Source organism: Streptomyces sp. NPDC091209 (assembly GCF_044757755.1).
GTDB lineage: Bacteria > Actinomycetota > Actinomycetes > Streptomycetales > Streptomycetaceae > Streptomyces.
On the sequence record NZ_JBIVVR010000009.1, the window covers coordinates 155031 to 174730 of the forward strand.

At 70.8% G+C, this 19700-nt stretch carries 16 protein-coding genes; 10 read left to right on the forward strand and 6 right to left on the reverse strand.

Annotated elements, in window-relative coordinates; genetic code table 11:
• Positions 1–61 precede the first annotated feature (61 nt).
• Entirely contained in the window at positions 62–460 is a 399-nt protein-coding gene (locus ACIQRL_RS26225) for a hypothetical protein (RefSeq protein WP_401335852.1), read from the forward strand.
• Positions 457–1293 (forward strand): DUF1206 domain-containing protein, encoded by an 837-nt coding sequence (locus tag ACIQRL_RS26230; protein ID WP_401335854.1) that lies wholly within the window; start codon positions 457–459, stop codon positions 1291–1293. Before ACIQRL_RS26225 ends, ACIQRL_RS26230 begins: the two co-directional genes overlap by 4 nt.
• Positions 1294–1400: 107 nt before the next feature.
• Here the strand turns inward: ACIQRL_RS26230 and ACIQRL_RS26235 are convergent, their stop codons facing one another.
• From ACIQRL_RS26235 to ACIQRL_RS26245, 3 genes are all read right to left on the reverse strand, one after another.
• Positions 1401–2702: a ThuA domain-containing protein gene (locus ACIQRL_RS26235; protein ID WP_401335857.1), complete on the reverse strand. Its 1302-nt coding sequence runs from the start codon at positions 2700–2702 to the stop codon at positions 1401–1403.
• A 29-nt stretch (positions 2703–2731) separates the two neighbouring features.
• Positions 2732–4897 carry an RICIN domain-containing protein gene (locus ACIQRL_RS26240; protein WP_401336458.1) on the reverse strand — a complete coding sequence of 722 codons (2166 nt, stop codon included), beginning with the start codon at positions 4895–4897 and terminating at the stop codon, positions 2732–2734.
• 739 nt (positions 4898–5636) lie between these two features.
• The gene (locus tag ACIQRL_RS26245; protein ID WP_401335859.1) at positions 5637–6188 is read right to left on the reverse strand and encodes a gluconokinase; all 552 of its coding nucleotides are present in this window, start codon (positions 6186–6188) and stop codon (positions 5637–5639) included.
• Between the two features lie 458 nt (positions 6189–6646).
• Here ACIQRL_RS26245 and ACIQRL_RS26250 point away from each other — a divergent pair, with 458 nt between their 5' ends.
• The 5 genes from ACIQRL_RS26250 (at position 6647) to ACIQRL_RS26270 (ending at position 12489) form a co-directional block, all read left to right on the forward strand.
• Complete coding sequence (locus ACIQRL_RS26250; RefSeq protein WP_401335862.1) at positions 6647–7486, forward strand: SDR family oxidoreductase; 840 nt, start codon at positions 6647–6649, stop codon at positions 7484–7486.
• Between the two features lie 83 nt (positions 7487–7569).
• Positions 7570–9057 (forward strand): cytochrome ubiquinol oxidase subunit I, encoded by a 1488-nt coding sequence (locus ACIQRL_RS26255; protein WP_401335864.1) that lies wholly within the window; start codon positions 7570–7572, stop codon positions 9055–9057.
• A complete protein-coding gene (locus ACIQRL_RS26260; RefSeq protein ID WP_401335867.1) occupies positions 9054–10097 on the forward strand; it encodes a cytochrome d ubiquinol oxidase subunit II in 1044 nt (347 codons plus the stop codon). The genes ACIQRL_RS26255 and ACIQRL_RS26260 overlap by 4 nt, the downstream gene beginning before the upstream one ends.
• A gap of 87 nt (positions 10098–10184) precedes the next feature.
• On the forward strand, positions 10185–11963 hold the full coding sequence (locus ACIQRL_RS26265) for a cation:proton antiporter (RefSeq protein WP_401335870.1): 1779 nt from the start codon (positions 10185–10187) through the stop codon (positions 11961–11963).
• A gap of 91 nt (positions 11964–12054) precedes the next feature.
• A complete protein-coding gene (locus ACIQRL_RS26270; RefSeq protein ID WP_401335872.1) occupies positions 12055–12489 on the forward strand; it encodes a hypothetical protein in 435 nt (144 codons plus the stop codon).
• 60 nt (positions 12490–12549) lie between these two features.
• On the opposite strand, the gene ACIQRL_RS26275 is transcribed toward ACIQRL_RS26270, so the two are convergent.
• Entirely contained in the window at positions 12550–13452 is a 903-nt protein-coding gene (locus ACIQRL_RS26275) for a cyclase family protein (protein WP_401336461.1), read from the reverse strand.
• Between the two features lie 122 nt (positions 13453–13574).
• Complete coding sequence (locus ACIQRL_RS26280) at positions 13575–15398, reverse strand: glycoside hydrolase family 15 protein (RefSeq protein ID WP_401336464.1); 1824 nt, start codon at positions 15396–15398, stop codon at positions 13575–13577.
• 222 nt (positions 15399–15620) lie between these two features.
• On the opposite strand from ACIQRL_RS26280, the gene ACIQRL_RS26285 reads away from it, so the two are divergent.
• On the forward strand, positions 15621–16574 hold the full coding sequence (locus ACIQRL_RS26285) for a DUF389 domain-containing protein (protein ID WP_401335874.1): 954 nt from the start codon (positions 15621–15623) through the stop codon (positions 16572–16574).
• A gap of 75 nt (positions 16575–16649) precedes the next feature.
• Positions 16650–17633 carry an aldo/keto reductase gene (locus ACIQRL_RS26290; protein WP_401335877.1) on the forward strand — a complete coding sequence of 328 codons (984 nt, stop codon included), beginning with the start codon at positions 16650–16652 and terminating at the stop codon, positions 17631–17633.
• A gap of 439 nt (positions 17634–18072) precedes the next feature.
• Here ACIQRL_RS26290 and ACIQRL_RS26295 read toward each other — a convergent pair whose 3' ends face one another.
• Positions 18073–18756, reverse strand: coding sequence for a DUF2238 domain-containing protein (locus ACIQRL_RS26295; RefSeq protein ID WP_401335880.1), 684 nt, complete (start codon positions 18754–18756; stop codon positions 18073–18075).
• 165 nt (positions 18757–18921) lie between these two features.
• On the opposite strand from ACIQRL_RS26295, the gene ACIQRL_RS26300 reads away from it, so the two are divergent.
• Positions 18922–19665, forward strand: coding sequence for a TetR/AcrR family transcriptional regulator (locus ACIQRL_RS26300; protein ID WP_401335883.1), 744 nt, complete (start codon positions 18922–18924; stop codon positions 19663–19665).
• Positions 19666–19700: the final 35 nt, after the last annotated feature.

The window sequence follows — 19700 nt, forward strand, 5'->3', positions numbered from 1 at the left end:
CCACGACGTGCTCGTTCGCGGGCGCGCGTGCCTGTATGCCGACGCGAGGGAGAGGGTTTTCATGAGCGTGCAACAACTGCCCGCGTCAACGGTTCACGTGATGCTCGGGGACTGTTCCGCGGCCGACGCCAAGAGTGTGCTCGCCGTCCTGTCCGGACGTTTCACCGCGGACCGGGAGGGCGCGGACGAGCCCCACGAGTCCGCGAGCGGCCGACCGACGGTGTGGACCGCGCTGTTCGACACGGCCGGTCATCCCCGGGGCGGCGCCGGGCCTGTCGGGGAACTTTCGGGGCAGCCGACGGTGGAGGCACAGGGTGGTCCCCGCGCGACACAGCGTCTGCGGGAGGCCCTCGGTGCCGCCTTCACCGTGCACGAACTGGGCACGGAGGCCGGTGACCAGGAGGTTCAGATGAAGCTGCGGCTGGATTCGAGTACGGCCCACGAGACGCGGTCCGTGTGAACGCCGGGACGGCGGCGCGCGGCGGAGAGATCGGCGCCCGCCGCGCGGCGACCGGCTCGGCACGGGCAGGGGCGGCCCGCGCGGGACTGGCCGCGCGAGGGGTGATCTACGCCCTGGTCGGCGTACTGGCCCTGCGCATCGCCTTCGGCGAGGGCGGCGGGCGGCAGGCGGACCGGGGCGGCGCCCTGGAGGAGATCGCCTCGAAGCCGTTCGGGGCGGCTCTGCTGTGGGCCCTCGGCGCCGGACTCGTCGGCATGGCGTTGTGGCGGCTGTCCGAGGCGGTGTTCGGTGCCGCCGGGCAGGGCGGCGGCGAGGCGGGCAAGCGGCTGATGTCGGCCGGGCGGTGCGTGTTCTACGGGTTCGTCGCCTACTCCGTGCTGGCCTTCGCCGCCGGTGCGCGCGGCAGCGGCGCGGGCGACCGGCAGTCCCGCGATGTCACGGCCAAGGCGCTCGGCATGCCGGGTGGCCAGTGGATCGTCGGCGTCGCCGGCGCGGGCCTTGTCGTGGCGGGCGTCTGGATCCTCGTACGGGCCGTCATGCGCAAGTACCGGAAGCATCTGAAACTCGGCGAGATGTCGCGACGGGTCCGCAGGGCGGTCGACACGGCGGGTGTGGGCGGCGGGGCCGCGCGCGGCGTGGTGTTCGCCGCGGCGGGCGCCTTCGCGGTCCGGGCCGCCGTGGACTACGAACCCGACCAGGCCAAGGGCATGGACGGCACCCTGCGGTCCTTCGCCGGAACCCCGATGGGCCCGTGGCTGCTGGCCTGCGTCGCCGCGGGCCTGGTCCTGTTCGGGCTGTTCTCCTTCGCGATGGCCCGGTGGCGGAGGGTGTGACGCCGGGCGGCGCCGGAGCGCGCGTGGCCCCGCACCCCGCCGAGGGTAAAAGGGTGCCCCCGCCGCGTACGCGACAGGGGCGCCCTCGCGGGCATGGCGCGGACCGGTCAGGGTTGCGCCGTGAGCGCGAAGCCCTGCGCGGCCGAGCCGTCACAGGCGCGCTGGGTGAGCTGCACGCTGTTCGCCGCGGAACCCGCCGCGCTCAGGCACTTGCCGCTGTGCCGGGCGATGAAGTGATAGCGCCCGGTGCTCTCCCTCACCGGCTGCCACTGCTGGTTCTGGCCGCTCGACCAACTCCAGAGCTGCAACGGCGCGTTGTCGGCCGTCGAGCGGTCGGTGACATCGATGACCTGCTGCGGATTCGGGCGGAGCGTGATCCGCGTGTAGCCGCTGTCCGTCGAACGGAACTGGAACTGCTGCGCCTGGGTGCCGTTGCACGCGTACTGCTGGATGGCGGTCCCGTTCGCCGTGCCCGCCGAACGGGCGTCCACGCAGGTGCCGTTGCCGGCGTTGGCCAGTGAATACCAGGTGGTCTCGGAGATCGGATCCGCCGGTGGCACCGGTGTGTCCGCCCCGCCGAGCCACTTGAGACCGTCCAGCAGGAACCGGTTCTGCGTCGCGCTCGCGAACGTCGACGAAAGGGTGGTGTTCGTCGCGTAGTCCATCGCGTTGTGACCGAAGTTCGCGTACAGCATCCGGTACTTCGTGTTGGTCCACAGGATCGGGTAGTAGCCGCTGGTCCAGGTCTGGTCGGGGTCCGTGCCGAGCGGGAAGCTGCTCGGGTCGATCGAGGCGAGGATCCTGATGTCCGGGTTCTGCCGCAGGTCGTTGGACCAGCTGTACCACTCGCTGACCGACGACGTGAACGTCGCCGGCAGGTTCACGGTGGCGGGATGCGTCCGGTCCTCTACCTTCAGGACGGCCGTGGTCGGCCCCCAGGTGTTGGACCTGAAGTCGCCGCTGCCGAGGAACTGGTTGTGATACCACGACCAGCTCTGCGCGTCGGTCGTGAAGGCCGAGACATGGAAGCCCAGCCAGCCGCCTCCCCCGCGCATGTACTGCTCGAAACCGGCGCGTTGGGCCGCGGTCTGCGGCAGGTCGTCGAGGAACAGGACGACTTGGTACGCGTTCACTCCTCCGTTGCTGAGCAGGTCCCAGTCGTTGCTGGCCGTGTAGGTGAAGCCGTTCGCCGCGGCCTGCTTCGGGAACCAGTCGTTGGCCTCGTGGACGAAGCTGATGTGGGCGGCGTCCCAGGTGCCGTTGTAGAGGGCGAGCACCTTGAACGGGGCCGCCGTGGTCGCCGCGGTGGTGGCGTGCGCGGCGGGTGGAACCGCGAGGCCGAGCAGCGTCGCCAGCAGGACGAGGAACCGCAGGACACCGCGCGCCGGAGCGGATTCGCTGATGCGCATCCGACTCTCCTTCCCGTACGTGTCAGGGGTCAGGGGTAGCTGACGAGGTCGGCGACATTGGTCGAGGAGTTGGACGGACCGCCCCGGTCGTTGATGACGTGCCGGATGGTGCCCGTACCGCCCAGGGAGACGGTCACCATGTCCTTGAAGCGCACGTTCGCGTTGCTGGGCGCCTCGATGGCGTGCTCGGCGGCGACGGCGGAGTTGACGTTGAAGTAGCAGTAGCTGCCGAAGCCGTAGACCTGATGGCTCGTCACGGAGGCCGCGACCTTGTAGGCGGCGTAGCCCTGCGTCGAACCGTTCATCCAGGCCGCCTGGTTGGGCGGGTCGTACGGCATCTCGTTCTGGTAGAAGTACGTGCGGCCGCCGTTGCCGTTCCAGATGGTCTGGTACTTCTGGTAGTGCTCGACGAACAGGCCGTACATGGTCACGTCGTCGCCGTTCACGACCAGACCGGTGTCGGCCGTGTTGCTGGTCCAGCCGACCCCGCTGCCGTGGTCCGCGCGCCACAGCCACAGGTGGTCGCCGATGACGTCGTCGCTGTTGACGGTCAGGCTGGTGGTGGCCTTGCCGACGCCCGCGCCCCCGATGCGGAAGAACACGTCGTGCAGGGAGCTCGGGTCCGCGCTGTGGTCCGCGGAGGAGCCGCTCGGCCCCATCTCCAGCAGCTGCGCGGAGTTGGTGGTGCCCGCGTCGATCAGCAGCCCGGCGAGCTGGACGCCGTCCACGTCGGCCACCGTCATGGCGGTGACGCCGTTGTCGGGGACGAGCGTGGCGAGACCGAGGCCCAGCACCACCGTGTCGGCCCTGGTGACCTTGAGCGTCTGGTCGAGGTGGTAGACGCCGGGCGTCACCAGCAGGTTCTTGCCCTGGGCCAGCGCGTCGTTCAGCTGCGCCGCGGTCGCGCCCGGCTTCACGATGAAGAAGTCGGAGAGCGGCAGGGACGTGCCGGCCGGAGTTCCCGAACTCCAGCTCGTGCCGCTGGAGTTGGTGCGTACGGACGGTACGAACACCTTCCAGGCGCCCGCCGAGTCGACATAGAGGAAGGGCTTCTCACGCGAGACCGGCGTCTGGTCCACCGTCGTGTACGGCGGGCTCGGGAAGCTGTTCGCCGGGGCGTTCTTCGCGCCGACGAACACCATGTTCCAGTTGGAGCCGGTCCAGTTCGACCACTCGGTGTTGCGTGACAGCCACTGCTGCTGCGAACCGGAGTTGACCTGGCCGTCGATCTTCGTGTCGGCCATGTAGCCGCCGCTCGACCAGCCGCCGTCGTCCAGCGCCAGGTTGCCGCGCAGATGCATCCGCCGGTACGGCGCCGCCTGCGAGACCGCCCAGCGGTCCGACCCGGACGTGGGAGTCACCGACAGGTTCTCCGCCGAACGCCAGAAGTTCTGGGTCGCGTTGCCCTGGAACCAGTCCGCCTCGGCGTGCACCGAGCCCTGGATGTTCACGTCGTCGGGGGACAGGCCGAGACCCGCTACCTGGGTGTAGAAGCCGACGTTCGCGTTGGCGCTGTAGGTGCCGGGCTTGAAGAGGAAGGCCTTGCGGGCGGTGCCGAACTGGTTGGTCTCCTGCTGGGAGAACGCCGCGTCGAGACTGCTCTGGACGGTCGCGGCCGGTGTCGAGGGGTCGAAGACGGTGACGTTCGGGCCCAGGTCCGGTGTCCCCGGGGGCTGTTGGGTGTCCACCGCGTCGACATAGAAGGACTGGGCCGCCGTGCCGTTGCAGGTGTACTGCTGGAGCTGCACGCTGTCGGCGGTGGAGGCGCTCGGCACGTCGAGGCACTTGCCGCTGTTGCGGTTCACGAAGTGATAGGCGCCGCCGGTCTCCGCCACGGCCTGCCACTGCTGGTTGGTGCCGCCGCCGTACGCCCACAGCTGTACCAGCGCGCTGTCCGCGGTCGAGACGTTCGTGACGTCCCAGGCCTTGGTGGCGTCGGCCCGGTTGTCGACCTGGGAGTACCCGTTCGACGTGGCCGCGAACTGCCACTGCTGGGCCTGGCTGCTGTTGCAGGCGTACTGCTGGACCACCGTGCCGTTCGCCGTTCCGGCGGCTTTGGCGTCGACGCACTTGCCGTTGCCCGCGTTGACGACGGTGGCCCAGCCGGTCGGCACCGCGGCTGCCTGCGCGACCGCGTCGTTCTGGGCGACCGCGTTCTGTGAGGCGAGGGTCAGCCCCGACATCGTCGTCGCCATGAGCGCGGTCACCGTCAGCAGCCTGGTCGTTCGGTGCCGCCCGGACCCTCTTCCGGATCCGGGCAGGGGGAATCTGGACATGCGGGACACTCCTGAATTGGTGGGGGGTTCATGTCCGTGAACATCGAATGCATTCATGGAGTCGTGGTGATCGGTGAACCTAAAGGTCTGCACCAAAGACGTCAAGATATGAAACAGAGAACGCTTCGAAATCGGCTGCGGGCGCGAGGAGTTGAATATCACCTCAGGGAACGGGACCTGAACTCGGCTCCATGGCAAGGGTGTTCACGGGGCCGGTGAAGCGGGACCCGGTAACCGGTGGGCTGAACCGCAGCCGGCCGCGCGACCGCGCGACCGCGCGGGGATCGCGACGAGGTGCGCCCTGTCGCCCCGATGGGTCGCGGTTCACTTCTTGGATCCGGGTCACACGCCGGTTCCGGAACGGCTTCCCGAGTGTGTGGTTCCTTACATGGTGGTGACATGGCGACGAACCACACCCACCTCACCCACATCTCAGGGCACTCTGGTTCCGGGTCGGTGACTCCTGTCCTGGAGAGACACAGGTATCCACCGGCCACCGCGCCGACCGGCACCGCCGGTTCGTGTCCTGCGGCAAGGGAAGCGGCTGCCGCGGAACAGCGCCCCGGAGCAATTCCGGGGCGCCGTGCGCGTCTGCCGAGTCCTTCGGCCCCGCCTCTCGGCCCCCGCGCTTCGTCCCTCGGGCCCGTATGTTGCGGTGCTAGGCGGTGGCCGTGCCCCCGCGTTCGGATTCGAACGCGGCGAGGGCGGTCTGCACCCGGTCCAAGGTCGTCTCGGTGTCGTCCGTCGCGTCGACCGTCAGCCCCGGTTCGCCTTCGAGCAGCGGCTGGAGGGCGTCGTACTGGGATGCGAGCAGATTCTCGGACATGAAGTGGCCGGTGCGGTGTGTGATGCGCCGTCGGGCGATCTCCCGCTCCAGGTCGAGGTGCACGAACCACACGCCGGGCCCGGCCGCGCGGAGCAGCTCCCGGTAGGTGACCTTCAGGGCCGAGCAGGACACGACCGCGCTCCGCCGGGACCGGGTCGCGTCGCGGATCCAGTTCGCGAGCGTGTGCAGCCACGGTTCACGGTCGGTGTCGTCCAGCGGCCGGCCCGCGCTCATCCTGGCGATGTTCCGCGGTGTGTGGAAGTCGTCCCCCTCCACGAAGGGCACGTTGAGACGCTGGGCGAGCTTCTTCCCGAACGTGCTCTTGCCGGACGCCGAGACGCCCATGACCACCACGATCGTCGGCGCGGCCCCGGGTGATGGCATGCGGCTCCTCCTGGATCGATCCGGCAGGACGTGGGTGCCCTCGCCGGAATCCTCGGGGGAAGGCCCGGGGCGCCGGGGCCGCGCGGCGACGTGGTCCGGCGGAATGCACCCGGATGGATGCGCCGGGCACGCGGGCCGGTGCTGTTCCGCGCGATGGATTCCCCGACCCGGGGGCACGGTCGTGCCGTGCGGTCGCTCAGCGGGGCAGCGGAGCCGGGCGGTTGCTCCGCCGGAGGGACCCGGCTACTTCCAACGGCCGAGCGGGGCTAGTCCGCCCTCGCCGACTCCGGGCGGGGGTGATTGCCTCGGAACGGGTCTCTGCGGCCCCGAAGTCGACACGGCCGCGGCGGACAGGACCTCCGCGCGGCCCGGGCGCACCGGCGCCCGCGCGGGGCCGGCCGGCGGACCGACGGCTGGTTGGTCCCCGAACACGGCGCACCGACGAATGGGAGACGGCAGTGACCTCAGGCGTGGACACCGGTGGGCAGCTCGCGGGGCTGCCGCTGCTGCGGGGCCAGAAGGCTCTGGTGACCGGGGCGAACTCCGGCATCGGACTGGCCACCGCGATCGCGCTGGGCCGGGCGGGCGCGGACGTGGTCGTCAACTACGTGTTCGGGCAGGAGGCCGCCGAGGACGTGGTCCGGCAGATCCAGGGCTTCGGTGTGCGGGCCTTGGCCCACGAGGCGGACGTGTCCGACGAGGGCCAGGTCGTCGGGATGTTCGCGCGGATGCTGGAGGAGTTCGGCACCATCGACATCCTGGTGGCCAACGCCGGCCTGCAACGGGACGCGTCGGTCACGGAGATGACCCTCGAACAGTGGCACAAGGTCATCGACGTGAACCTCACCGGCCAGTTCCTGTGCGCCAGGGAGGCGACCAAGGAGTTCCTGCGGCGCGGTGTCGTACCGGAGGTCTCCCGCTCCGCCGGAAAGATCGTCTGCATGAGCTCCGTGCACCAGCTCATTCCGTGGTCCGGTCACCTGAACTACGCCGCTTCCAAGGGCGGCGTCCTGATGCTCATGCAGACGCTCGCGCAGGAACTGGGCCCGCACGGGGTCCGGGTCAACGCGGTCGCGCCGGGTGCCATCAAGACCCCGATCAACCGCAGCGCCTGGGAGACCCCCGAGGCCGAGGCGGAACTGCTCAAACTGATCCCCTACCGCAGGGTCGGCGTCCCCGAGGACATCGCCGACGCGGTGACGGTACTGGCCTCCGACCTCATGGACTACGTGGTCGGCACGACCCTGTTCGTCGACGGCGGGATGACCCTCTTCCCCGGCTTCGCCACCGGTGGCTGAGGCGGTGGCGCCCGCGCTCACCTCGTGCTCCCCGCCAACGCGCTCACCCGTGTCCATCGCCGGCACCAGCCAATGAGGCCCGTATGAACAAGGCATTCATCCTCCTGGCCGGCGCCCCCGAGCAGGTGTTGCCCGCGCGTGAGCTGATGGCCTTCACCCTGGCCACCCACATCATCCTCGTGCCGCTGGGCGTGGCCCTGCCGTTCATCACCCTCGTCATGCACCACCGCGCCCTGCGCAGGAACGACCCCGTCGCGCTGCTGCTCGCCCGCCGCTGGTCGGCCGTCATGGCCGTGCAGTTCGCCGTCGGCATCGTCACCGGCACCGTGCTGTCGTTCGAGTTCGGGCTGCTGTGGCCGAAGATGATGGGCACCTGGGGAGATGTCTTCGGCCTCGGTTTCGGGGTGGAGGCCTGGGCGTTCTTCCTGGAAGCGGTCCTGATCGCCATCTACCTCTACGGCTGGCGGCGCCTCCCGGCGTGGCCGCACTTCTGGCTCGCCACCCCGCTGCCGCTCGCCGCGCTGATGGGCGCGTTCGGCATCATCGGCGCCAACTCATGGATGAACACGCCGCGGGGCTTCACCCTGGACTCCCAGGGCAGACCCACGAACGTCGACGTCCGGTCCGCCGTGTTCACGCCCATGTTCGGACCCGAGTACTGGCACTTCGTCGTCGCGATGTTCCTGACGGCGGGCTATGTCGTGGCCGGTGTCTACGCGGTCGGCTGGCTGCGCGGTCGGCGGGACCGGTATCACCGGCTCGGGTTCTGCGTGCCGTTCACCGTCGCGGCGATCCTCACGCCCGTGCAGTTCTTCCTCGGCGACAACATCGCCCGGCAGATCTACCACAAGCAGCCGGTGAAGTTCGCCGCCGCGGAGCTGGTCTGGAAGAGCGGCTCACACGTTCCCGAGTACCTCTTCGGCCGGCTCCAGTCCGACGGAAGCATCAAGGGCGGCATCAAGATCCCCCAGCTGGACTCCATCCTGGCCGGCGGCAGGCCGAGCACCACGGTCACGGGGCTCACCTCCGTACCCGCCGAGGACCGCCCCACCCCGACGCAGGCGACCATCGTGCACTGGACCTTCGACATCATGGCCACCATCGGCAGTGTGCTGATCCTGCTCGCGCTCTGGTACGGCTGGTGCTGGCTGCGACGCCGTGACCTGCCCCGCTCCCCGTGGTTCTTCCGGTGCGCGGCCGTCGCCGGAGTGGCGAGCGTGATCACGGTCGAATGCGGCTGGATCACCACCGAAGTGGGCCGCCAGCCCTGGATCGTCTACCAGTACATGCGAGTCTCCGACGCGGTCACGCCCACCGCGGCCGGTTCGCTGTGGACGATGTTCGGCATCGTGGTCGTGGTCTACGTGCTCATGTTCGGCGCGTTCCTCGGCGTCATCATGAAGATGAGCAGACGGTGGCGTCTCGCGGGCGCGAGCCCGGCCGGCGAACCCGGCCACGCGCCGGAGGCCGACACGCCCTACGGGCCCCGCCGGGAGCGGGCCGAAGCGGCACGCGCCTCCTCCGCGCCACCCGAGTCCGGGCCACGGCCGGGGCCGGGAGACCCCCGATGACCGCCACGGTGGCCGCCTGGGTCCTGCTCCTGGCCACGGCCGCCTACGCCTGCGGCGGCGGTGTCGACTACGGGGCCGGATTCTGGGACCTGGTCGCCGGCGGCACCCGGCGGGGCAGAAGGCCGCGCGGTCTGATCGACGACGCGATGGAACCCGTCTGGGAGGTCAACAACGTCTGGCTGATCTTCGTCTTCATCCTCATGTGGACCGGCTTCCCGGTGTTCTTCGAGTCGGTCTTCAGCGCGATGTGGCTGCCGCTGACCCTGGCCGCCGTCGGTCTGGTGCTGCGCGGAGCGGGATTCGCCCTGCGCAAACCCACCCACCGGCTCGCCCAGCGCCGTATCTTCGGAGCCGTCTTCGCCGTCGCCTCCCTGCTGACCCCGTTCTTCCTGGGGGCGGCCGTCGGCGGTGTGGCCTCCGGCCGGGCCGCCCCGGGCGTCACCGCCTCCGCCGACGTGTGGGCCAACACCACCTCGATCGTCGCCGGACTTCTCGCCGTCGCGGCCACGGCGTTCCTCGGGGCGGTCTTCCTCACGGCGGACGCCCGCCGTTTCGACGCCCCCGACATGATCGTCTACTTCCGGCGGCGCGCCTGGTGCAGCCTCGCCGTCGTCACCGTCCTGGCCCTGATCGGGCTCGCCGAGACACACGATCACACCGCGTACGTCTACCACGGCCTCACCCACGGTCTGGGGCTGCTGCTCGTCATCCTCTCGGCGGTGGCGGCGGCGGCCACCGCGTGGCTGGTCGCCGGACGGGCCGCGGGCTGGGCCCGGTTCACCTCGGTGGGCGCGGTGGCCCTGGTGATCGCCGCGTGGGGCGCGGCCCAGCGGCCCTACCTCATTCCCACGTCCCTCACGGTCCAGCAGGCCGCGGGCGCGGCGGCTTCGCTGCACTGGCTGCTGATCGTCACCGTGATCGCGATCGTGCTCGTAGGGCCCGCGCTGGCGGTCCTCTACCGCCTCGACACACGAGGTCTGCTGGAGGCCCAGACCGACGCGGACGTCGAGGGCGGCGCGGGCAGCCCCGGCGCGGGCTGACCGTCCGGCCGCCCCGGCACAACGGACGGCGACGAACAGACCGCGACGAACCGACCGTCGGCCAGAACGACCGGCAGGGAGACAGCCGTGACGGAGAATCAGATCCTCGAAGGCCTCGGACTGATCGTCGTCCTGGCCGTCGGCTCCCAGATCCTGGCGAGCCGGCTGCGGATCCCCGCCCTGATCGTCCTGCTGCCGGTCGGCTTCACCGCGGGCGCCCTGACCGACATCGTCAACCCCGATAAACTGCTCGGCGACGCCTTCTCCCCGATGGTGTCCCTGGCCGTGGCGGTGATCCTCTACGAGGCAGGACTCGGCCTGAACTTCAGCCGGCTCCACGGACACACGCGGCGGGTCGTGGTGCGGCTGATCTGGATCGGCGTCCTGATCACCTGGGCGGCCGCCGCGGTTCTCGCGGTTCCGCTGCTCGGCATGTCGAAGAACGCGGCGGTCATGCTCGGCGTGATCCTCGTTGTCTCGGGGCCCACCGTCGTCGGCCCACTGCTCCACTTCGTGCGTCCGACCGAGCGGTTGCAGCGCATCCTGATCTGGGAGGGCTCGCTGATCGACCCGGTCGGAGGCATTCTCGGGGCGCTCGTCTTCCACGCCGTCCTCACGAGCCACAGCAACGGGCCGGGCGGCAAGATCGGTCAGTTCGCGGCGAGTTCGGCCGTCGGACTGATCGGGGGCGCGGTGGGGGCCGCCGTCCTGTGGTTCCTTCTCAGCCGCCTGCACCTGGGCGAGGTGCTGGGCACGACGGCCCAGCTCGCCGCCGCCGTGGGCGTGGCGGCCGCCTGCGACGCGATCCGGGACGACACCGGGCTCATCGCCGCGGTCGTCATGGGAATGGCGCTCGCCAACCTGCCGGGCGTGTCCCTCCCGGCCCGCCGTCCCTTCCTCGAGACGCTGGTGTCGCTGATCATCGGGCTGCTGTTCATCTCCATCTCGGCCACGGTCACCCCGGCGTCCCTGCGGCACATCATCCTGCCCACGCTCGGGCTCGTCGCGGCCCTGGTCCTGGTGGTCAGGCCACTGGTCGCGTTCCTGTCCACCGCGGGAACCGACGTGCCGCGCGGCGAGAGAGCGTTCATCGGATGGATGGCACCCCGCGGAATCGTCGCCGCGTCCACCGCCTCGACCTTCTCCGCCACTCTGGTCGCCGATCACGTCGGCGGCGCCCAGAAGATCCTGCCCGCCACCTTCCTGGTGATCGTCAGCACGGTGACGCTGTACGGGCTCAGCGCGCACCGCGTCGCCCGGCGTCTCGGCGTGCTGCGCCCGGCGCGGGCCCGCCCGCTGCTCGTGGGCGGCGACCTCTGGGCGATCGACCTGGGACGCGCCCTGCACTCCGCGGGTCTCGACGTGCTGATGTGGGCCGGACGGGAAGAGCAACGCGACCTGATCCGGGCCGCCGGACTGAGCCTGGCACCGGGGGAACTGCTCGCCGCGGCCACCGGCGAGGGAGCGGAACTCGAAGGGATCACCGGCGTTCTGCTGCTCACCGAGGAGGACGACTTCAACGCGCTGGCCTCGGAGACCCTGCGCGGCACGGTCGACGGGTTCGTCCACCGGCTCGGGCCGCCCGGTCGGAGTCACGGCGTGGTCGCCCCTTACACGACCGGCGACACCCTGTTCGGGGCCGACCTGAGCCGACCCGAACTGGCCCGCCGCTACGAGGACGGTGCCCGGATCACCTTCCGCTCCGTCGAGCAGGGCATCCCGGCCGGACACGCGCTGCTGTTCCTCGTACGGCCGGACGGGCGGCTGGAACCGGTCACCGAGACCCGCACCCCGCAGCCCGGGGCCCATGACACCGCGATCCTGCTCGGTCCCGCCCGGGTACCCGGCCCGGTGTGGGCGGACTGACGACGGCCCGTGCGGGCCACCCGCCCCCGTCGGGACACCAACGGTCCCGTACGAATTGCGGACTGGCGTCCGGCTGGATCTCATGGATCTCATGCAGCAAAAAGCCTCTGAGCCAGCCGACCTCGTGCCGCCGATGGAGCGTTCGCACTGGGTGGCCTTCGCCGGGATCCTGCTGATGGTCAGCGCTCTGTTCAATCTCCTCAACGGGTTCGTGGCGATCTTCAACCACGGGTACTACTCGAAGGTGTACTCCCAGGGCAACCGGCTGCTCATCCTCAACTACACGGCCTGGGGCTGGATCTTCGTCGCCCTCGGCATCGTGATGGCGCTGGCGAGCCTCGGCGTGTTCGTGGGCTCCAGGGGCGCACGGCTGACGGGCGTCTGCCTGGCCGCCTTCGCTCTGGTCGCGCAGATGATCTTTCTGCCGGTCTACCCGTTCTGGTCCCTCTTCACGATGCTCGTGTCCCTGCTGGTCATCTACGGTCTCCTGGCCGAGCCGAAGCACGTGCCCGGGGCGCGGGTGTAGCTGAATCCAGCTGCACCGGATCCAGCTACACCGGATTCCCATGAGACCGGAGCCGGTCGCTCAGAACAGGGCGATCGGATTGACCGGTGAGCCCGTGGCGGCCGGCAGCCGCAGCGGCGCGATCACGCACAGGAAGGACCAGCGTCCCTCCTGTTCGCAGACGTCCGCCAGGTCCTCGAACTGCAGGTAGTCGAGCAGATAGAGGCCCAGGGCGTGGATCGCCAGTACATGGGTCGGGAAGCCGACGGTGTCGACCGGGCTCGGCGCGGTGTCGTTGTTGCCGTCACCACCGAGTGCGACGACCCGCCGGTCCGCGAGGAACCCGACCGCCCCGGGATGCATTCCCGCCCGCGCCCGCGCCGCTTCCCACGGTCCGTGCTCCGCACGCCGACGGCGGTGGCCGACGCGGACGAACAGCAGGTCGCCCGCTCCGACCCGTACGTCCTGCGCGGCCTCGGCGGCGACGAGGTCCTCCGTGGTGACACTGTCGCCCGGCTCCAGCCAGGGCACACCGCGCAGCCTCGGGATGTCGAGCAGGACACCGCGCCCCAGGAGCCCGTCGCGGACCGCGTCCACGGACAGCTCGGCCGCCCCCTCGGCCGTCAGCGAGGACGCCGGGACGCCGCCGTGCAGGGTGCCGTCGTAGATGACGTGGCAGAGCGCGTCGAGATGGCTGTCGGCGTCGCCGTGCACGTTCATCGCGAAGCGGTCGAAGGCGAAGTGCAGCCCCGGGGCCTCCGCTTCCCCGGGCGCCGGACCGGTGAGCCGGTACTCCGCGGGCTGCGGGTTGTCGGGTCCCGGCAGGGTGTCGACCGGCGCGGCCATGGTCACGGTGCGTCCGGCCCTGACCTCGGTCGCGGCGGCCCGCAGCTGCTGGGGCGTGACACGGGGCGCTCCCCGGCCGGAGTCCGCGGCGCGGTCCCGGAGGCGTTCGTACAGCGTCCAGAATTCCTCGGGACTCATCCCCGGCGCGCTGCCGGATTCTGTGGGATCGGGCATGAGAGGTGCTCCCGGCGGTCTCGATCCTGGGTCTCGGTACGGCCGCGTCGGTACGACGGAGTCCGTACGGGCGGTGTCGGTCGGTCTCAGCCGCGCAGCTGGTCGAGTGCCTCGTCGAGCGTGGTGGCCGCCATGATCAGCGACAGATGGGTGAACGCCTGGGGGAAGTTGCCCAGTTGCTCGCCGCTCGGGCCCACCTCCTCCGCGAACAGGCCGACGTGGTTGGAGTACGTGTGCATCTTCTCGAACGTGTAGCGCGCCTCGGCCAGCCTTCCGGAGCGCGCCAGCGCGTCGACGTACAGGAACGTGCACAGGCTGAAGGTGCCTTCCGAGCCGCGCAGGCCGTCCGGGGAGGCGGCGGGGTCGTAGCGGTAGACGAGGCTGTCGGAGACCAGCGTCCGGGCCATCGCGTCGAGGGTCGACAGCCAGGTCGGGTCCTTCGCACCCAGGAAGCCGACCCGGGGGATGAGCAGCAGCGAGGCGTCCAGTACGCCGCCGTCGTAGTACTGGACGTACGCCTTCTCCCTGTCGTTCCAGCCGCGCTCCATCACCTGTTCCAGGACGGCGTCGCGGGCCCGGGTCCAGAGCGCGGTGTTCGCCGGCCGGCTCCATTCGTGGGCCAGGCGCAGGCCGCGGTTGAACGCGGACCAGCACATCACCCGGCTGTACGTGAAGTCCTTGCGCCCGCCGCGCGTCTCCCAGATGCCCTCGTCGGGGCGGTCCCAGTTGTCGGCGAGCCAGTCCAGGGTGCGGGCGACGGCCTTCCAGCCGGCGTAGTCGGCCTGGATGCCGATCTCGCGGCCCTCCGACAGGCCGTAGAGGGCCTCGCCGTAGATGTCGAGCTGGAGCTGGTCCGCGGCCGCGTTGCCGACCCGTACGGGGGAGGAGCCGCGGTAGCCCTCGAAGTGTTCCAGGATCTCCTCGCCCAGCAGGGGCGTCCCGTCCACCCGGTACATGATCTGGAGGGCTTCGCCTTCCTGGTCCATGCGTTCCATCAGCCGTTCGCGCAGCCAGTGGGTGAACGCCGTCGCCTCCTCGGCGAACCCGAGGTCGAGCAGGGCGCGCAGCGACAGGGATCCGTCGCGTACCCAGGTGTAGCGGTAGTCCCAGTTGCGTTCGCCGCCGACCTGTTCCGGCAGGCCCATGGTGGCCGCCGCGACCGGGGCTCCGGTGGGCGCGTAGGTCAGCAGCTTGAGGGTGATGGCGGAGCGGTGCACCATGTCGGGCCAGCGGCCCCGGTACCTGGAGGTCCGCACCCAGTGCTGCCAGAACTCGACGGTCTCCGCCAGGTCCTGTTCGGTCCCCGGCACGGTGGGCGGCGGTGGTGCCGTGGCGTCCGGCCCGTCCACGGTGAACACGGCCGTCGCCATCTCGCCGGCGTTCAGGGTGACGGTGCTGTGGACGTCCTGTCCGTCCCGCTCCAGCGGAAAAGTGCTCTGCAGGAACGCCGTGATTCCCGGGCTGCGGAAGACGGCGCCGTCGGGGCCGAGGCCGAGCTCGTGACCGGCCCGGCCGTAGTCGAAGCGCGGGCGGCACTCCAGGGCGAACCGCATCGTGCCCCGCACCGTCCGCACGGACCGGACGAGCCGGTGCCGGGCGGAGGCGGTCCCGGTGCGGTCCGGCGGCATCCAGTCGAGGACCTCGCCCACCCCGTCCGGTGACATGAACCGGGTCACCAGTACGGCCGTGTCCGGGTAGTAGAGCTGTTTCCAGGCGCCTTGCGGATGGGCGGGCGCCAGTCGGAAATAGCCACCCCCGTCGTGGTCGAGCAGCGCGGCGAAGATGCTGGGGGAGTCGAAGCGCGGGGCGGCGAACCAGTCCACGACGCCCTTGGAGGAGACCAGAGCGGAGCACTGGAGATCACCCACGAGGCCATGGTCGGCGATGGGCGGGTAGCGGTCCATGGCGATCCAATCTCGAGGATCCAGGCATCTTCACTATCCGACATCACGGACATGTGCGCTTGTTCGCCCGGACGGGGACGGGAGGGACGGGAGGCGTGGGGGCTGCGGGGGACGTGGCTGGATTGCCGAACACCGCGCGGCCGGAGTTACTGGACTGGACCGCTCAATGTCGACGAGGCGCGCGCCGGTGTCCCGGGAGACAGCGCCGGTGTCCCGGGAGGTACCTGCATGGACATGATCCATGTACGCATGGTGAGTCCCGCCCGGCTGACCGACGCCGCGGTCGCCCTCCTCGCGGCCGACCCCAGTGTCCTCAACCTCGTCGTGCAGCCCGGCATCGCACGGAACCCGGACGGCGACGCCCTCGCCTGCGACGTGCTGACCGGAGGGGCGAACGACGTGCTGCGCGGTCTGCGCGAGTTGCACCTCGACGAGGTGGGCTCCATCGTCATCGAACCGGTCGACATGGCGTTCTCCGGGCGCGCCGCGCAGGCCGGTGCCGACCGGCTCGGGGCGCTCTCCAGGGCGCCCGTCTGGGAAGAGGTGGAGGCCCGCATCCGCGCGCAGGGCACCTACGCGCCGAGCTTCTACCTCTACCTCGTGGTCGCCGGCCTCATCGGCGCGGTCGGCATCGTCACCAACTCCCAGATCCTCATCGTCGCGGCCATGGTCGTCGGGCCCGAGTACGGCGCCATCGTCAGCGTCGCGCTGGGGATCGACCAGCGTTCGGGGCCGCGCGTCCGCACGGGGCTGACCGCCCTGACGGCCGGGTTCGCGCTGGCCATCGCGGCCACGTACCTCTTCGCTCTGCTGATCCGCGGATTCGACCTGGAGTCCAAGGCGTTCGACGTCGGCGTGCGCCCCGTCTCCCATCTGATCGACACGCCCGACTTCTTCTCGTTCGCGGTCGCCACGCTGGCCGGAATCGTGGGCATCGTCTCCCTGACCGAGGCCAGGACGAGCGCTCTGCTGGGCGTCTTCATCTCCGTCACCACCATCCCCGCGGCTGCCGACTTCAGCGTCTCCGCCGCCTTCGGAAGCTGGACCGAGGCGCGCGGGGCGTTCATCCAACTCCTCATCAACGTCGCCGTGTTGATCGTGGTGGGCACCCTCACCCTGCGGGGCCAGCGCGCCATCTGGCGTCGGGTCGGCCGGCGTCGTCTCCGCGCCGCCGACGGGTGACGCACGCACCGGAGAGCGAGGACGCGCGGGGTGGGGGCGTCCTGTCGGGCCTGCCGGAAGTGTCAGACTGACGCCATGGACGAGCGCGTATTCGACAGGTCGGGTCAGCATGCTTCGGTGATCGGTCTCGGCACCTGGCAACTGGGGGCCGACTGGGGCGACGTGAGCGAGAAGGACGCCCTGGCCGTGCTGGAGACGGCGGCGGAGTCGGGGGTGACCTTCTTCGACACCGCCGATGTGTACGGCGACGGGCGCAGCGAGGAGACCATCGCGACCTTCCTGAGCGGACGGCCGGACCTGCATGTCATGGTCGCCACCAAGATGGGCCGCCGGGTCGACCAGATCCCGGAGAACTACGTCCTCGACAACTTCCGTGCCTGGAACGACCGTTCCCGCCGCAACCTCGGCGTCGACCGCCTCGACCTGGTGCAGCTCCACTGCCCGCCGACCCCCGTGTACTCCAGCGACGCGGTGTTCGACGCCCTCGACACCCTGGTCGAGGAGGAGCGGATCGCGGCGTACGGCGTGAGCGTCGAGACGTGCGACGAGGCACTGACCGCCATCGCCCGCCCGAACGTGGCGAGCGTCCAGATCATCCTCAACCCCTTCCGCATGAAGCCCCTACGGCAGGTCCTGCCCGCGGCCCGGGAGGCGGGCGTCGGGATCATCGCGCGGGTTCCGCTGGCCTCCGGGCTGCTCTCCGGCAAGTACACCAAGGACACCGTCTTCGCCGCCGACGACCACCGCACGTACAACCGCCACGGCGAGGCCTTCGACCAGGGCGAGACCTTCGCCGGGGTCGACTTCGCGACGGGCGTGGAGGCGGCGGCCGAGTTCTCCGCCCTCGCCCCCGAGGGGTACACCCCGGCCCAGCTCGCGCTGCGGTGGATCGTCGCGCAGCCCGGCGTGACCACGGTGATCCCGGGAGCCCGTTCATCCGAACAGGCCCGCGCCAACGCGGCGGCCGCGAAGCTGCCCGAACTGTCGCGCACGACGCTGGACGCCATCGACGAGCTGTACGAGCGGCGGATCAAGGACCAGGTGGAGAGCCGCTGGTAACTGCGGGACGAAACCCGGCAGCGGGACGCACGGCTCCTGGCGAGGCCCGCCGGGGGACGCAGGCCGTTGACGTCCACCGCTGCCGGGACGCACCAGATCCTCGGCGGGCGGTGCCGGGCGGCTCCGCCCCGGGGGGCCGGTGCCGTAGGGGCGCGGCGGCTTCTCGGCGGTTGGTGTGCCGGGTCGTGCCGGCCCCGGTGGCCGGTGCTGCTGGGACGCACCAGATCCTCGGCGGGCGGTGCCGGGTCGTGCCGCCCCGGGTGGCCGGTGCTGCCGGGTCGCGTCGGCTTCTTGGCGATCGGTGGTGCCGGGTCGTGCCCGCCCCGGCTGGCCGGTGCCGCAGGGGCGCGGCGGTTTCTCGGCGGCCTGCGCCGGGACAGGTCGGCCCGGGAGTCCCTGTACCGCCGGGACAGGCGGGTCCGGAAGCCCGGTGGGCGGGTCAGTCCCCGGCGGCTCGTGCCGCCGGAAGCGCGTCGAGCTGCCGGTCGTGCACGCGGCTCAGCACCAGCACCGAGACGGTCGCGCCGATCAGGGCGCAGAACATGTCCCACTGGGTGTCCCACACGTCTCCCTGGGTCGCCAGGAAGGCGTCCGCGCCATGGCCGCCGATCACGGCGGCCGCCCACTCGAACATCTCGAAGAGGGCGCTGAAGGCGAGGCACGCGCACACGGTCAGCGGCGCCAGCCACCTGCTGCCGCGCAGCGGTGACGTCCTGCTGAGCACCTCCCGCACCAGGACAGCCGGCACGAAGCCCTGCATGAGGTGCCCGAACCGGTCGTACGGATTGCGGTCGAGCCCGAACGTGTCGCGCACCCAGTCGCCGAGCGGCACCTGCGCGTAGGTGTAGTGGCCGCCCACCGCGAGCACCAGCGCGTGCGCCGCGAGGAGGCAGTACAGCAGCGTCGTCATCGGGAACCGCCGCCTGCCGATCACCACCAGCGGCAGCCCGACGATCACCCACACGGTCTCCAGCAGCCAGGTCGTCCCGTCGTGCGCGTGCCACGCGGAGAGCGCCATGCCCGCGATCACCACCGCGACGAGCACGGCCGGGAGCGTCCGGCGAGGAGTGCGGTCCGGGGAGGCCGGGTGCGGGCAGGGCGGGGCGAGGACTGATCCGGGCATGGCGGGCTCCTTGGTCCAGGTGGCCCCATCGTGGTGGAGCACCGGGGCGGGTGGCATGAGTACGGGTACTCACCCGGCCGCCGCACATCAAGTGACGAACATGTTCGTGACGAACATGTTCGTGACGTACTTGTTCGCGACGAACATGTTCGTTATCATAGAGGAGTGACAGGACAACCCGACCCCCGCCCCAGCCGCCGCGAACGCCCGGCGAAGCCGGCCCTGACCAGGGACGGCATCATCCGGACCGCCGTCGCGCTGATGCGCGCCGAAGGCCTGACGCGCGTCACCATGCGCCGCCTGGCGCAGGAGCTCGACACCGGACCGGCCTCGCTCTACGTCTATGTGCGCAACACCGCCGAACTGCACGCGGCGGTGCTCGACGATCTGCTCGGCGGTGTCGACCTGGGTCCCGCCCGCGCCGACGGCGACTGGCGCGACCGGCTCGTGAAGGTCCTCACCTCGTACACGGCCGTCCTGTTCGAGCACCCCGGGCTCGCCCGCTCGGCCCTGGTGGCCCGCCCGTCCGGCGAGCGCTACCTGGACCTGGCCGAGGCGCTGCTGTCCCTGCTCGACGAGGGCGGTGTGCCCGGTGAGCAGGCGGCATGGGCGATAGACCTGCTGCTCCAGTTCGCCACCGCCACCGCGGCGGAGCACGCCGCGGGGGAGAAGGGTCCGGCCGATACCGAGGGTGAGTGGGCGGCCCTCGCCGCGGCCGTGCGCGGTGCCTCTCACGAGCGGCACCCGCACATCGCCGCGCTGGGCGCCGACCTGCTCTCCGGGCCGGGCGTGGCCCGTCTGAACTGGGGCTTCCACGTCCTCATCAACGGCGTCCTGCTCACGCCACGGCCGGACACGCCCGAGGGGCCCACGGCGCCCGACGCGCCGACCCCGCCCGACACGCCGTGAATCTCAACGGCGCCCAGCCATCACCACCACCACCA

Bases quoted from the DNA above. Each gene is read 5' to 3' on its own strand.
- ACIQRL_RS26225 (WP_401335852.1), top strand. From the start codon at position 62: ATGAGCGTGCAACAACTGCCCGCGTCAACGGTTCACGTGATGCTCGGG.
- ACIQRL_RS26270 (WP_401335872.1), top strand. From the start codon at position 12,055: ATGCAGCAAAAAGCCTCTGAGCCAGCCGACCTCGTGCCGCCGATGGAG.
- ACIQRL_RS26240 (WP_401336458.1), bottom strand. From the start codon at position 4,897: ATGGCGACGACGATGTCGGGGCTGACCCTCGCCTCACAGAACGCGGTC.
- ACIQRL_RS26260 (WP_401335867.1), top strand. From the start codon at position 9,054: ATGACCGCCACGGTGGCCGCCTGGGTCCTGCTCCTGGCCACGGCCGCC.
- ACIQRL_RS26295 (WP_401335880.1), bottom strand. From the start codon at position 18,756: ATGCCCGGATCAGTCCTCGCCCCGCCCTGCCCGCACCCGGCCTCCCCG.
- ACIQRL_RS26290 (WP_401335877.1), top strand. From the start codon at position 16,650: ATGGACGAGCGCGTATTCGACAGGTCGGGTCAGCATGCTTCGGTGATC.
- ACIQRL_RS26235 (WP_401335857.1), bottom strand. From the start codon at position 2,702: ATGCGCATCAGCGAATCCGCTCCGGCGCGCGGTGTCCTGCGGTTCCTC.
- ACIQRL_RS26245 (WP_401335859.1), bottom strand. From the start codon at position 6,188: ATGCCATCACCCGGGGCCGCGCCGACGATCGTGGTGGTCATGGGCGTC.
- ACIQRL_RS26255 (WP_401335864.1), top strand. From the start codon at position 7,570: ATGAACAAGGCATTCATCCTCCTGGCCGGCGCCCCCGAGCAGGTGTTG.
- ACIQRL_RS26275 (WP_401336461.1), bottom strand. From the start codon at position 13,452: ATGAGTCCCGAGGAATTCTGGACGCTGTACGAACGCCTCCGGGACCGC.
- ACIQRL_RS26285 (WP_401335874.1), top strand. From the start codon at position 15,621: ATGGACATGATCCATGTACGCATGGTGAGTCCCGCCCGGCTGACCGAC.